This window comes from Acidobacteriota bacterium (assembly GCA_016208495.1).
Lineage (GTDB): Bacteria > Acidobacteriota > Blastocatellia > Chloracidobacteriales > Chloracidobacteriaceae > JACQXX01.
This window is the reverse complement of the sequence record JACQXX010000083.1, coordinates 86,930-101,488: the sequence shown is the minus strand read 5'-3', so window position 1 is coordinate 101,488 and position 14,559 is coordinate 86,930. Positions and strand designations below refer to the sequence as shown.

Below are 14,559 nucleotides of genomic sequence, written 5' to 3'. Positions count from 1 at the left end.
AATCCTCGATTTCATCAAACTTCGCGCTGACTTTCCCGAAGATTTCTTCAAATGTTCGCTCTTTGATTCCCGGTTGTTTGGTGTTTGTCATCCCTTCAGTTTATCTTTTTTGGCTTTTGTTTTCCAAACAAAGAATTGCTGATACAATATGGACCATAAAAATGATCTTATTGAATTATAAGAATTTAGCTTCTTCATACTTCATACTTCATACTTCATAATTTGAATTGTGGACAACTTCGCTCATCTGAAGTTCAACAGAAACAGAACGCGTGCGTGCCTCCAGGCTTCAAGTTATACTGCCGGCAACTTCCAAAACAGGTTTTTTTGGTGTTTTTTCAAGGAGAATTCTCGATGTGCTCCCCCTTTTGGCTACAAAAGAAAGTAAATGTGTGTTTTGCGATGCGATGTGCTCTGGGAGTCATGCTGCTTTTGATTTTTTCAGCACTCCCGACGCAGGCTCAGTCTGCGGAAGATGTGATTGATGTGGTTGACTACAAGATTGACGCTGAGTTGATCCCTGAGACCCAAACGTTGGCGGCCAAAGCCATTGTCACCTTGAAGGTCACACGACAGGTTCAATCGGTTACCCTCGAACTCAACGGCTCACTCGAAGTCACCAAAGTGACAGGTCCCAATAATGAACCACTCCAGTTTGTCCAGGATCGGTTACAGGATTTAAGCGTGAAGGTTGCGCTTGGTCAGTCGCCGGTGGTGGGGCAACCATTTACCCTGACCTTTGAGTATGCTGGCCAGCTTTTATCTTCTGAAGGCGGGGTTTTGGCGCTCAAACGTCTGGCGTATGTCGGGAAAGAAGGGTGTTATTTGCTCTATGCCGCCCGTTGGTTTCCCTTTCACGCCTACGCATCGGATGTGGCCACCTACACCATCAATCTGGTGACACCGAGCGAATTTAAAGTGGTGGCTTTTGGCGAACACACCGAACAACCTTTTGTTCCGCCAGCCCCGGTGAAACCAGTTACGGGAAAACAAACTGACTCGGCAAAACCTCCAACCCGTCGCCAGCCAGCCGGGTCGCGACGAAGGCCAGCTCAACCAGCCGAAACGGAAAAATCAACGACCGAGGCCCAGCAATCGCCTTCAAAACCGCTCCCGACCGGCAACGGCAATCGAACCCGACATACCTTTGTGGTCACCCAACCGTTGCTGCCTGGCACGATTGCGGCTGGGGAATATTCGGTTCGTTCAATCCAGCGCAACGGGTTTGATGTGGATTTCTATTTCAAAATTGGCAATGAAAGTTCGGCTGAACGTTACGCTGAAATCATGGCCGAAGCCGGGAGCTTTCTAAATCAGAAATTTGGCCCATATGCGTTTGGCACCAAACTTCAAGTGGCGGAAATTGACAACGAGAGTCTGGAAAGTTACACCGCCGCTGGGGTAACGCTGCTGGCCCGCCGGTTACTGGATAATCCAAAAGAGTTGCCACGGGAAACGCTGATTCGGGAAGTTGCCTATCAGTGGTGGGGGCAGGCGGTCGGACTCAAATCCTTTGACGATATTTGGATTTCGCAGGGGCTGGCCACCTACTGCTATATGCTGTTTGAGCAATCCCAAATGAATCAGCAGGCTTTTACCCGGTTGTGCCGCGATATTTTGGAACGTGCGCTGGCGTTTGAAAGCCAGACTTCGATTGGGCGCGCTCCGGCTGAACTGGATGACCAATCAGCCGCCTATCGGTCCATCATTTTCTATAAAGGCACCTTTGTGTTTCGCATGCTTTCAAGTGTGCTTGGTGAAGCCAAAATGGCAACCCTCCTCAAGAATTTTTATGCTGAAAACCAGGGAAAACGCCCTGGAATCAGTGATTTTGAGCGGGCAACCTCAAAAGTGGCCGGCGAGGACATGCGATATTTCTTTGGGCAGTGGGTTGATTCAACCGGCGTGCCGGAATTTCGTCCGGACTATCAAATTCTTCGGCTCAAAGATGGAAGCTACCGGCTTCGAGGAACCATTGAGCAGGATCTGGAAACACTTCGATTCCCACTCGACATTGAACTGGAATCAAAAGGCGGGATTGAGCGCACCCAGGTGCAAATCAATGGCAAGTCGGTTGATTTTACGCTCAAGGTCAATACCGAACCGGGAAATCTGGTCATTGATCCAGATAGCAAGCTCCTGCGCACGTCTGAAGAAGTTCGCGTGGCCGTGGTGGTGCGACGTGGTATCCAGCACATGGAGCAGGAAGAATACGCTGAAGCCCAACAGCAATTTGAAGCCGCCGTTAAACTCAATCGCCGTAGCAGTTGGGCCTACTACAATTTGGGCCTGCTCTATATGAAGCAGCAAAACTTTCAGCGGGCGATTGATGCCTTTGATGAAGCCTACAATGGCGATTTGCTGCCGTCGTGGCTCGAAGTCTGGTCACTGCTCTACAAAGGCATGGCCTATGATGCCGCCGGGCAACGTGACCGTGCGGTGGCCGAATACGACAAAGTTCAAAAACTTGGGGACAACCCGGACAATGTGCAGGATCTGGCCCAGAAATACATGGGGGCGCCGTATCGTCCCGAGCGGAGTGCACCGTCCAACCCATAGGCCCTAAAAGAGCGAGTAGCGAGTAGCGAGTAGCGAGCAGTCAATTTCCCCAGCTTGCTACTCGCTTCTATTTTTAGGCGTTGACAGTCATTGGGCTTGGTTCAAGACTTGAACCCCACAATTTACCCTGGTTTTTTATGGTTGACAGAACATACGTTCGATTCAAAACTGAGCCACTTGCTTTCGGATTGACTCCTGACTTACTGACTTACTGACTACTCACTACTCACTTTTATATGCCTCCCAAAATTCGCGTTGCCTTGATGTACTCTGATAATACTTTTGCTTCCCCGATTAACCCTGAAGTGACCTTTGGGTGGGGGAATTATGACGACTTCGGCGATGAGGAAGCCGCATTGGTCCTGGAAATGCACCGGGATGGGCGCTTTGACGTGTTTAACTTCACCTGGCAGGACATCACGCCAGAGTTAACTTTTCGCCAGATTCATAATCTTTTAACCGGAGAACGGCTCGAACAGGTGCCAATTGACGAGACGGTGGATGTGATTTTTGTGCGTGGTGTCGGAAGTTCGCAACGGGCGCACGATTTTCGAGGCACGATTTGTGAGCGGCTTCAGCTTTTGAAACAGTTGAGTCGGACCAAGGTCATCAACCCGGTGGAAACAGTTATTTCGGACCTGGAAAGCAAGCGATATCTGGTCAAATTGTTTTCAGCGGGTGTTCCGATGCCTGCAACCTATCTGGCGAGATCACTGGCTGAAATCGAAGAAATCGGGAAGCAGCTTCCACAAGGCTATGTCATCAAGCCGGTCCAGGGATTTGGCGGGTTTGGTATTGAACGGTTTCCCGGCGGATCAGTGGCTCAGGTTGAGCAATTTCTCTTCACTGACGGGGAAGTACTGGTTCAGGAGTTTATTCCAGGAATTGCTCAGGGCGAACGGTCCGTCATGATGACGTTTCAAGACGCCGCCTACGCCATTTTAAAACGCCCACACGAAGGCGATTTTCGGTCGAATTTTTCACATGGCGCCACCATTATTCGGGCTGAACCAAATGAAGCCGAAGTTTCATTATGCCGGAAAGTGTTGGAACACCTGGAGTTACCCAGCATCATTTCACGCATTGACCTGATTGGACCGCGTGAAGCCCCAATGTTAATGGAGGCGACCATGTCGTGTATGGGTCTCTACCTGCGCGATGTGCATGCCGAATCCGAAATTGCCCAGGTGATTATGGATACCATTGAGAAAGCCGTGCGGATTGAAGACAACGGGTTGAAGAATGATGGCTGAAAATACCAGGAAAAAAGGCTTTGCTCCATGCCGGTTTTCGTGAACAATCCACTCACGTTCGTGCGCACACTTCCCACAAGTCCCATCCTCATCACCTGCCGGGACACCTGTATGGAAAAGCGAAAAGTCCTTATTGTTGACGATGATCCCCATATCCTCGTGGTTTTGGTGGCTCTGTTTGAGCGCTACTACAGCCAGTTTGAGGTTTTTCAATCGCTGGATGGACCAACGGCCTTGCACATTGCCCATCAGCGAATACCTGATTTGATTATTACTGATTGGGAAATGCCGCAAATGGACGGGTTGGAGCTGATTCGTCGCCTCAAAGCTGATTCTGCGACCATGGATATTCCCGTGATGATGTGCACGGGAGTGATGACCACCTCAACCAACCTCAAAACCGTCCTCGAAGCTGGCGCCGTTGACTACATCCGCAAACCAATTGACGCCACCGAACTCGAAGCCCGCGTTGGCACGATTCTCAAACTCGCTGAATCCTACCGCATCATCAAAGTCCAAAACCAAAAACTCGAAGCTCAGAAAGCGGCGTTGGAAGCCGCCAATACCGAACTGGTTCGTTTGTCCACGACTGATCCGCTGACCGGGATTTCCAACCGGCGGAAGTTTATGGTCGTGGTCGAAGAGCAAATGAAAGTGGCCGAACGCTATCAGTCACCATTTACCCTGGTGATGCTGGATATTGATCATTTTAAAGGGATTAATGATCAGTTTGGCCACGACATGGGGGATCGAGTCCTCCAGCATGTGGCTGCAACCATTCAATCATCGCTTCGGACCAGTGACACAATTGCCCGGTGGGGCGGCGAAGAATTTATGGCGCTCCTGCAGCGGACACGGCTTCCCATCGGAAGTGAAATTGCCGAAAAACTCAGAGAAAAACTGGCTTCGACGCCAGTGGATCAAGTCGGTCTGATTTCGGCAAGTTTTGGGGTCACCGAATATCAGGGTTCCGAAACACTGGCTTCGCTTACCAACCGAGTTGACGAATTCCTCTATCAGGCCAAACGGCTTGGCCGCAACCGGGTTGTGGCTGGTTAGCCGGTTTCCTTCTGTCGAAAGTTATGAACGATGAATGATGAATTATGAAATAGCTATCTGATTGATAAACAGATATTTAGCTTTTTTATAGTTCCGTGTTGACCCTTCATCATTCGGTATTATTTGACGGCTCCCGCTTCAGAAGGTTTTTCTATGGCCAACCAGACTGTTCAAATGCGCTTTGTGATGGCCCCGGTTGATCGGACCTGGGAAATGGTGTGTTCATTCACTTTTTACCTGACCAGTTTCTACCTGGTATTTTTGCTGCTTCCCCTCACCGTCCAGGCTCAGCTCGTTGCTTTTCGGTTTGACCGGTTTGGAGTTGACCAGGGGCTTTCCAGCCAGATTGTGACCTGCGTGCTCCGCGATCATGTCGGATATTTGTGGGTGGGAACGGAAAGCGGCCTGAACCGCTATGATGGATACACTTTCAAGGTTTTTCTCCCAAACCCCAAAAAGAAAAAGAGCTTACAGGATGGTTCAATCACTACTTTGTTTGAAGACCGTCACGGAAACGTCTGGGTTGGCACCAAAAATGGCGGGTTACATCTCTTTGACCGCTATACCGAGACCTTTCACGTTTTTCAGCCGGATCCAACTCAATCAAGCGGGTTAAGTGATAACCGGATTTACCAGTTGTATGAAGACCCGCAAGGTGCGTTGTGGATTGGGAACGTTGGTGGGCTTGATAAAATTGTCTGGGATGGTAAAACCGTTGAAAGTATTCGGTTTACATCATTTCGAGCCGATCCGAAAAATCCGGACAGCCTGAGCCACAGCCGGGTGACGTCTATTGTTCGGGACCAGGCCGGGACGTTATGGGTTGGCACACGACTGGGGCTGAACCGGATGATTTCTGAAAATCCACCACGGTTTGAGCGCTTTCTGCACGATGCCAGCGTACCCACCAGCCTGCCGGATAATGAAATCTATAGCTTTTTGCTTGATCGGGAGGGAAACCTCTGGATTGGCACCTGGGGTGGCGGAGGGCTTTCGAAAATTCCAGCGACCGAATTGTCCAAAGCGCAGCCGGCCTTCATTCAGTTTCCTTATGACGCGACCCGAAACACCGGGCTTGAAGTGGACGTGGTTTTTGATCTGTCCGAAGATGCCCAGGGGAATCTCTGGCTTTGCTGTCGGGATCAAGGTGTGTGCTGCCTGCGTCGGGATGAACGGGATCTGCCAAACCCCCGCTTTTTAAGTTTGGTATCTGACCCTGGCAATCCGTTTAGCCCGACCTCTGGTACCTCAATGGCCATGTGTCAGGATCAACAGGGATTGATCTGGATTGCGAATCTGGAAGGTGGTTTGCTGAAATACGATCCAGCAAAATCAGCTTTTCATCTGTATCGCCATCATCCTGGCGACGTCCCGAGCCTCCCCGAAGGATTTGTGACGGGCGTGGCGGAAGATCCAGATGGGTCAATCTGGGTTGGCGGTTCTGGTCTGACAAAGATTGTCCCAGCAGCCGATACCTTCTCTCAACCGGGCTATATTCGCTACCAGCCCAAACCTGGCGACCCAACTGCCTTACAGGCTGACGATATTTCAACCCTCATCACTGATTCACGCGGCAGGCTGTGGGTCGGTACGATTAGCAGCGGGCTCTTTCTCGGACGATACCAATCGAACCGGACGGTGTTTACCAATTACCGTCGTGATCCAAAAGATCCACAAAGTCTTGGAAACAATGCTATTTTGGCCTTACTCGAAGATGCGCGCGGGACGATCTGGGTCGGCACGTATCAGGGCCTGTATGCACTGGCTGACTCCACCTCTGATCAGCCCAAAGCGGTGTTCACGGCCTATCGTCACCGTCCAGATGATCCCAATTCCCTCAGCTCCGACATGATCGAAGCCCTGGCTGAAGGGCCGGATGGAACTATTTGGGTTGGCACTGGTTCCGGGCTAAACCGGCTTGATCTCTCCACTGGACAGATGACCCGATATCTGCACGATCCAAATAATCCAGCCAGCATCAACCATGAATTTATTGATTGTTTGTACCGGGCATCAACCGGGTTGATCTGGGTTGGAACTCGTGCCGGGCTCTGCTGGATTGACCCGGCAACCGGGAAACTGAGTCGGGTGCCGGTTGAAACCGGTCTGGCGGAGTTTGCGATTATGTCCGTTGTGGAGGATGTTTCCAGAACTTTATGGGTTGGAACCATCAAGGGACTATTTCGATTTGACCCACGGACCGGACACACGCTGCGATTTGGAAAAAATGACGGTTTACCTCACGAATTGCTGGATCGCGGGGTTGTCTGCTTTGGAAAAGGCGGCAGGTTGTATTTCGGCACTCCGGAAGGAGTTGTTTCATTTCGCCCAGAGGAAGTTACTCAAAATCCGATGCCGCCATCTGTGGTTTTGACCGAATTTTTGTTGGGAAATCAAATTCAGCCAATCCGTGCCCACTCAACACTTCCAACTCAGATCAATCTGCTGGAAACACTGGTGCTGCGGCATACGGATAATCTATTTACCATTGAGTTTAGCGCGCTCAATTTCAAACAGCCCGAAGACAACCAGTATGCCTATAAGCTTGAAGGGTTGTACAACGACTGGATTGTTACGGATGCTAAAAACCGGCGTGCCACGTTTACCAATCTCGAACATGGCGAATATACCTTTCGGGTCAAAGCCGCCAACAATGATGGGGTCTGGAATGAAGCCGGCCCAATGTTAAAAGTCGTGATTTTGCCTCCCTGGTGGAAAACCTGGTGGGCAAGGCTGATTTTTTACACTACCGGCATTTTGATTTTGCTGGCGGTACCCGTGATTCGACTGGTCATTTCAGAGCGCCAACGGGTGGTGCTTGAAACGCAGGTCCAGGAACGCACGCTCGAACTCAGTCAAGCCAATCAAAAGCTGATGGAACTGGACCGGTATAAACAGGCCATGATGAGCATGATCGTGCATGATTTGAAAAACCCCTTGAGCGCGATTTTGCACGACGGTATTGACAAGCCACTCGAACAAAGGCTGCAGCAGATCAAGCGGTTTGCCACGCAAATGCTCTATCTGGTGCTCAATATTCTGGACGTTCAGAAATTTCAAGATGCCAAATTTGAACTTAATCGTCAGGTGTGCCGGCTGGCAGATATTTTTCATCAAGCCATTGATGACGTTGACTTTTTGCGCAAAAACAAAGGCCAGGTTTTTGAAATCGAAGTTGATGAAACACTTGAAGTTCAGGTGGATGAAGCCATTTTGCGCCGCGTTATCGTCAACTTACTGACCAATGCGATTAAATTCACGCCGGTTGGTGGGACAATTACGTTGAAAGGAGTGCTGGAAACAACTGACAGACTCCGGCTCACGATTCAGGATAGCGGCGAAGGGATCCCAAAGGAAAAACAGGCGCTGATTTTCGAGCCCTATGGTCAGGTTCAGGCCCGGGCGTCAGGCAGCGTCCGGTCAACGGGTTTAGGGTTGGCCTTTTGCAAACTGGCAATTGAAGCCCATGGCGGCACTATCGGGGTTGAATCTGAAATCAGCAAAGGTGCTTTGTTTTGGATGGTGTTGCCCAACGTCGCCCGCGCTCAGCAAAGCGCGGCTCCGGTGCAACTTGTGATGGGTGAACCCGAAGATCTGGCGCTTTCGGCGGGGGCGTTCGAAATCCTGAGGCCATTTCTCAACGAACTGGCCAGCCTTGAGATTTTTGAAGTGACCGCCTTGCGCCGGTTGCTCAAATCAATCCCGGCTGACACCAATCCGGAGCTTCAATTGTGGAAAGACGCAATTGAATTGGCGATTCAAACCGGGAACGAAGCCCGCTTCCAGGCGCTGCTGCATCAGGCTCAGCCGCGGGATTCGAAGGTTTGGCCACACGAAGTTGCAGATTGAGCTTGTTCAGATCAGGTGAAACCAAGATAATGTCTGATCCTTCACTCAAGTCAGTTTTTCACTGAGTCATTTCAATCAAAAAAGGAAAGTGGTTGTGGCCAAAGAATCAACGGCTGACTGTTTGTTCACGGGCGAGTACGCTGCGGAGCTGAAAGCCTTGTATGAATCCATTGTGCGCCTCTGGCAGGATCATCGCACCTCGCCCCATCGGGCGGGTGATGAATTGATCTATTCATTTGGCTCCTTGGACTATGTTGTTGTCATCAATCAGGATGTGTTGGGCGGGTTGGTTGAAGTGAAAACCAAAGACGGCAACGTGGATTGTTTGATGGATGCCGAAGGAACTGTAAGCTGCAAACTCAACACTGATCCCAAAGAAGGTGGCCGTGAAGGCGCCGACATCCGGTTGATCTTGCAAAACACGGTCAAAGCCCTGGAGCTGTATTACCTGCGCCGGGCATAACCCCTTTTGAATGAAGAATGAAGAAACCATTTAGTGGTTAGTGGTTAGCTTTTGGTTCTTCTTCGAAAGCATTGATTTCTAAACACTAATACTACAACGAAGTCTGGAGTTTTAGCCTGCGAAGTAGGTAACGGCTCGGAGCCCAGTTCCTGGGCTCAAACCCAAGATTCAAAACCAAAACCTCACTGTAGTACTAACCACTAACCACTAACCACATTCTTTATTCTTAGATTTTATGTCTCATCGAGTTCGGGAACATCACCAGCAGCTCCTCAAAAGTGAAACCGGCACCCTGCGCAAGCCGCTTGGCCTGGGGCTGAATGTGGCGCTGGCCTATGCCAATACCTACTACATTGCCATGTCAAACCTTGGGTTTCAGGCGGTTTACAAGCTCTTTAACCTCTATGAAACGGTCACCTGTGAACGTGCCTTTCTGCCAGATCGTGATATTTTGGAGGATATGGAGCGTGCTCGTCTGCCGCTAGTGACGCTTGAATCCCAGACTCCAGTCAACGAATTTGACGTTCTGGCCTTTTCAATCTCCTTTGAAACCGATTACCTCAATGTGCCAACCATGCTTCGGCTGGCTGGAATCCCGGTTTTGCGTGAAGAGCGAACCGAGAGTGACCCGCTCATTGTGGTCGGCGGGGCTGCTACGTTTTTGAATCCAGAGCCGATTGCTGATTTCGTGGACGTGGTCTGTGTCGGCGAAGGCGAGGGCCTGGTCCCGCAACTGGTTGAATTTATTGAGCAATCTTCGTCACGAGCCGAGTTGCTCGAACGATTGAGCTATGAACCAGGGTTTTATGTGCCGTCTTTTTATGATGTCGAGTACAACGACGATGGCACGATTGCAGACATTGTTCCCAAAGGACGGGCGCCGCGGCGGGTCCTCCGGGTTCGAGCGGCGATGCGCAAACAGGAATCAAAAATCAAGGATGCGCCGGAATATGTCAATTTCGTTCCTGAATCGCTCATCCTGACGCCGCACACCGAAATGTCCAACCGGTTTATGATGGAAATTTCGCGTGGTTGCTCAATGGGGTGCCGGTTTTGCTGGGCAGGGTTTAGTTATTTGCCGCCGCGTGTGTTTGCGGCTGAAAATCTGCTCGACCGGGCATCACGTGCCCGTCCGCATACGGACGAAATCGGTCTGGTTGCCACGGCGGTGTGTGACCATCCGGAAATCACCACGTTGCTCGGCGGCTTGCGGGAAATGGAGTACCGAATTTCGGTTTCCAGTCTCCGGCTTGATCAGATTACCGATGAATTACTCGATGCCCTGGTTGAAAGCTGTGACCAGACAATTGCGGTGGCCCCGGAAACCGGGTCTTACCGGTTGCGCCGGGCCATTAACAAGAACCTGACCGATGAGGAAATCCTGGATATCTGCCAGCGCATTTTCAATCGCGGTATCCTGAACCTGAAACTCTATATGATGGTTGGACTTCCGACCGAAGAGCAGGAGGATATCGAAGCGATTGTGGATCTCACCCGGCGTGTCCGACAATTGATGGTGGATGAAGGCCGTCGCTTTGGTCGGGTTGGCCGGGTGGTGGTATCGCTCAATGGGTTTGTGCCAAAGCCGCATACCCCGCTCCAGTGGGAGCCGATGATTCCTGAAAAACAACTGGACAAGAAAATCCAGTACCTGACCCGTGAGTTGCCCAAAATCAAAAATGTGGAAGTCCGCGCCATGTCGTCCCGCATTGCCTATCAGCAGACCATGCTCAGCCTTGGAGATCGGCGACTCTCGCAATTCCTGATTGAAAACGACCGGCTGCGAAACTTTAAACAGGCGCTGCGAATGACGGATCTGGATATTGATTTCTACACGTTGCGTCGCAAGGGAGTGGATGAGATCCTGGCTTCAGATATGATTGACAACGGCCTGAGCCGCGAATTCTTGCTCAAGGAATACAACCGGGCGGTGGCTTCGCGGACCACACCACCCTGTCCGGCGGCTGATGCCTGTACCCGATGTGCTGTTTGCGACGAAAAAGACGGTGCGATCAGTAATGCCGTCAACCAGTTGGTGCAACTTGGGCGGATGACCTCGACGGTGCAATCTTCGTTCGCGTCGCTCAACACGATTGCCGCTGCCGCCAAACTACGGGTGTAAAGCCAGCGGGAAAGTAATACCAGTTAGGGTTCAGGGTATTGGGTTCAGGGTTCAGGGAAATACAATTTTTTCAATGATTTAGCTTTCAGTAAAAGGACATAAGGAGCGAAGATGACCTGACCTGAAATCCCGGAATTGAATGAAACATGACATCACGGGAAAATACCCAAACCCCGCACGATCAAAATCTGATCGTGCGGGGTTTGGGTTTTTATCTCAATTTCGAAAACCCTGAACCCTGAACCCTGAACCCTGAACCCTGAACCCTGAACCCTGAACCCTGAACCCTGAACCCTGAACCCTGAACCCTGAACCCGAATTCTAAAAGGTCACCACAATTTCTGGACGGTTGGTCAAGGCTTCGCGTGAATTAAAGGTGGGGTAGGTTTTGGTGTTTAGCACTGGAATGGCAAGCATCAGGCTGATGGTTGACCGTCCAGCCTGGAGTTCTGACCGAACATAGCTGGTTACGTCTAATTCATACCAGCGGAACTGGTTATTCACAATCGTAGCCGACCCAAGTGCCGTGGCACCAGCCGCCGGGCGATTGTTCCAGGTGATGGTTGTTTCTTGCCAGGTGGTGCTGGCAACTGGATAGACTGAAACACCGACGTTGCGCTGAAGCGAGTTGAGCAATCTGCCGTAAACCCGCAATTTGGCTGAGGTAAAGGTTGGCGAAACGTTTTGGAGTGTCACCTGCAGGTAAGAAACCCGTGCGGCACCCGCCGAATTGCTGTTATTGGCATACAGGGCGTTGACGCGACCATAATTGGCATTTGCAAATGACCCATTTCGAACATACGCATCCGACGAGATGGCAAATGTCTGCGGCCCGCTCACCACGGTTAACGTGGCTTGATTGCTGGTGGCTAAACCCTGTGAATTTGAAACCACACAGCGGAACTGAGCCCCGTTATCACTCACGGATGTCGAAGCCAGTGTATAACTTGCAGAGGTTGCTCCATTGATGTTGACACTGTTGCGTTGCCACTGATAGCTCGGTGACGGTGTTCCCGTGGCCACAACGGTGAAGGTGGCCGGCTGTCCAACTGAAACGGTCTGGTTCGCCGGGTGGGTTGTAATGGTTGGTGACTGTGGCACTGCCTGGAAGCTGGCGGTATAGGTCGTGTTGATCAATGGTGTTGAAATGTTTTGGGTTGCCGCCCCGCCATTTGACCAGGAAACAAACTGATATTGTGTTCCTCCCACGGTTTGCGGTGAAACCACCCCGAGGGTGCGTGTAATTCCGGCGACGCCAACAAAGTTGAATGGCGCTGTGACCGGTTGCCCATCAAGCGTCAACGCCAATCCAGACGGATTTGAAGCCAGTGTGATCGTGGCGGTTCGTGGAAAGATCTCGCGAAAGACAGTGGTTGAAAGCCCAGTTGCGTCAGTGACTCTCAGGTAAATCCGATACCAGACATTGCTGGCCGTTTCACCACCGGTTGGAATCACAAATGAACCTGAGGTTGAACCGGTGGTTGGCAGTACGTGGGGATGGGTGTGGGTATCGTGATGAAAATCAACCCACCACGTAAAGGCGCTCCCGGCCAGCGTGCCTTCATCCGGGTCAGTTGCGGTGCCGGAATAGAAAATAGTATCTCCGCCAGTATAGAGCGCTCCGACAGTCGGAGTCACAATGGTTGGTGATGGCGGCTGGCTGTTGACGACAGTTAAAGTGGCTGGGTCACTGGTTGCCGTACCAGCGGCGTTGGAAACCACACATCGAAATTGTGCATTGTTGTCCTGGAGCGTGGTGACCGGGGTGGTATAACTGGCATTGATCGCCCCCGAGATATTGGCACTGTTTTTCTGCCACTGATAACTCAACTGCTGGCCACTGGCCGTGACGGTAAACGTGGCTGTTTGACCAACGGCAACTGTTTGACTGGCTGGTTGCTGGGTAATTTGTGGTGCCTGGGTTGGTCCATTGTAGTCAATTCGATAGACCGCGCCGCCGTTCCCGCGTGTGAGCACATAGAGGCGACCATCGTCAGAGGTCCTCACATCAACGGCTGAACTAAATCCAGTATGGAAATTCGTGACCTGATTGCCATTTTGGGTATCCAGACGATTGATCCACCCACTGCAGTAATCTGCAAAGAAGTAGCTTCCGACATACTGTTGTGGAAATCGGACTGTGGTTGGATTGTAAAAGGTTGACCCGATAATCGAACATCCGGAAAACGTCCCAGCCCCATGCGGGTAGGCGTAAATCGGGCTTCGGAAGAGCGGATTGGTGGTGGCGCCTTCCGTGGTTGGCCATCCATAATTAGACCCGACAATCCCATCGTTGATTTCTTCCCAGGTGTTTTGCCCGACATCATTGATAAACATGCGGACCGATCCTGGCTGAAACCCAAAGGTAAACGGATTGCGCAAACCATAGGCCCAAATGGCCCGGCTGATGCCCGTGGTGGAGTTAAAAAATGGGTTATCGGTTGGAATCGTCCCGTCAGCATTGATCCGCAGAATTTTCCCAAAGGGATTGGCCAGATCCTGAGCCCGGCTTGGAACGCCATCCTCTCCGACCGCAATATATAACTTGCCATCCGGCCCGAAATGGAGCGCCCCACCGTTGTGGTTGGTGTTGGTGGTGGCCGGCAAGTCAACCAGTATCCGCTCACTGCCTGGAACCGCTACGTCGCCATTGGCGGTAAAGCGACTGATCCGATTGTGAATAGTGGGCGATGTGGCGGTGTAGTACACATAAACAAATCGGTTGACGGCAAAATTTGGGTCAAATGTAAGGCCGATCAACCCGCGTTCCCCCGCTGAACTCACCGTCACCGTGAGGAATGGTGTGGTCAATAAGATGTCATCTTTAATGACCCGGAGGTTGCCGTTCTGCTGGCAAACAAACAGGCGGCCATCTGGGGCAAAATCCATGGTGGTTGGGTTTGAAATCCCACTGACCACCAGCGTTTGTGAAAAATTGGCAGGCAGATTTACTTCTTGAACGGGAGATGGTGCGGATGCCTGTGAACGGAGCAGGGCCAGATTCCCAGCCAGAAAAATCAACAACCCAACCACAGAAAACATCCAGGTTGCACGACGAGGGAGCGACGCAAACTTCCAGGGAGACATATCGGGTTCACCCTTTCATGGCGATAAGCAAGAAATTTCACACACTGTGAGTGTGACTGTAACAGGACTTCGGGCGGACATCGAATTCCTGGTGCGGGACGGGGAGCTGATTGGGGGGATTTGAGTGCCTGGACAGGCACGATGCCGGCGATTATACAGATGAAAGT

General features: G+C 51.2%; 7 protein-coding genes. 6 read left to right on the top strand and 1 reads right to left on the bottom strand.

From position 1 onward, the window contains the following. Positions 1–402 precede the first annotated feature (402 nt). The 6 genes from HY774_17005 to HY774_16980 all read left to right on the top strand — a co-directional run bounded on the left by HY774_17005 (position 403) and on the right by HY774_16980 (position 11,305). Positions 403–2,559: a tetratricopeptide repeat protein gene (locus HY774_17005; GenBank protein ID MBI4750186.1), complete on the top strand. Its 2,157-nt coding sequence runs from the start codon at positions 403–405 to the stop codon at positions 2,557–2,559. A 236-nt stretch (positions 2,560–2,795) separates the two neighbouring features. Continuing rightward, a complete protein-coding gene (locus HY774_17000) occupies positions 2,796–3,812 on the top strand; it encodes an ATP-grasp domain-containing protein (GenBank protein ID MBI4750185.1) in 1,017 nt (338 codons plus the stop codon). Between the two features lie 111 nt (positions 3,813–3,923). Next, positions 3,924–4,871 carry a diguanylate cyclase gene (locus HY774_16995; protein ID MBI4750184.1) on the top strand — a complete coding sequence of 316 codons (948 nt, stop codon included), beginning with the start codon at positions 3,924–3,926 and terminating at the stop codon, positions 4,869–4,871. A gap of 153 nt (positions 4,872–5,024) precedes the next feature. Next, the gene (locus tag HY774_16990) at positions 5,025–8,720 is read left to right on the top strand and encodes a hypothetical protein (protein ID MBI4750183.1); all 3,696 of its coding nucleotides are present in this window, start codon (positions 5,025–5,027) and stop codon (positions 8,718–8,720) included. Positions 8,721–8,814: 94 nt separating this feature from the next. Then, the gene (locus HY774_16985; GenBank protein MBI4750182.1) at positions 8,815–9,183 is read left to right on the top strand and encodes a hypothetical protein; all 369 of its coding nucleotides are present in this window, start codon (positions 8,815–8,817) and stop codon (positions 9,181–9,183) included. Between the two features lie 235 nt (positions 9,184–9,418). Beyond that, positions 9,419–11,305 carry a radical SAM protein gene (locus HY774_16980; GenBank protein ID MBI4750181.1) on the top strand — a complete coding sequence of 629 codons (1,887 nt, stop codon included), beginning with the start codon at positions 9,419–9,421 and terminating at the stop codon, positions 11,303–11,305. Between the two features lie 321 nt (positions 11,306–11,626). Here HY774_16980 and HY774_16975 read toward each other — a convergent pair whose 3' ends face one another. Continuing rightward, positions 11,627–14,392 (bottom strand): PQQ-dependent sugar dehydrogenase, encoded by a 2,766-nt coding sequence (locus HY774_16975; protein ID MBI4750180.1) that lies wholly within the window; start codon positions 14,390–14,392, stop codon positions 11,627–11,629. Positions 14,393–14,559: the final 167 nt, after the last annotated feature.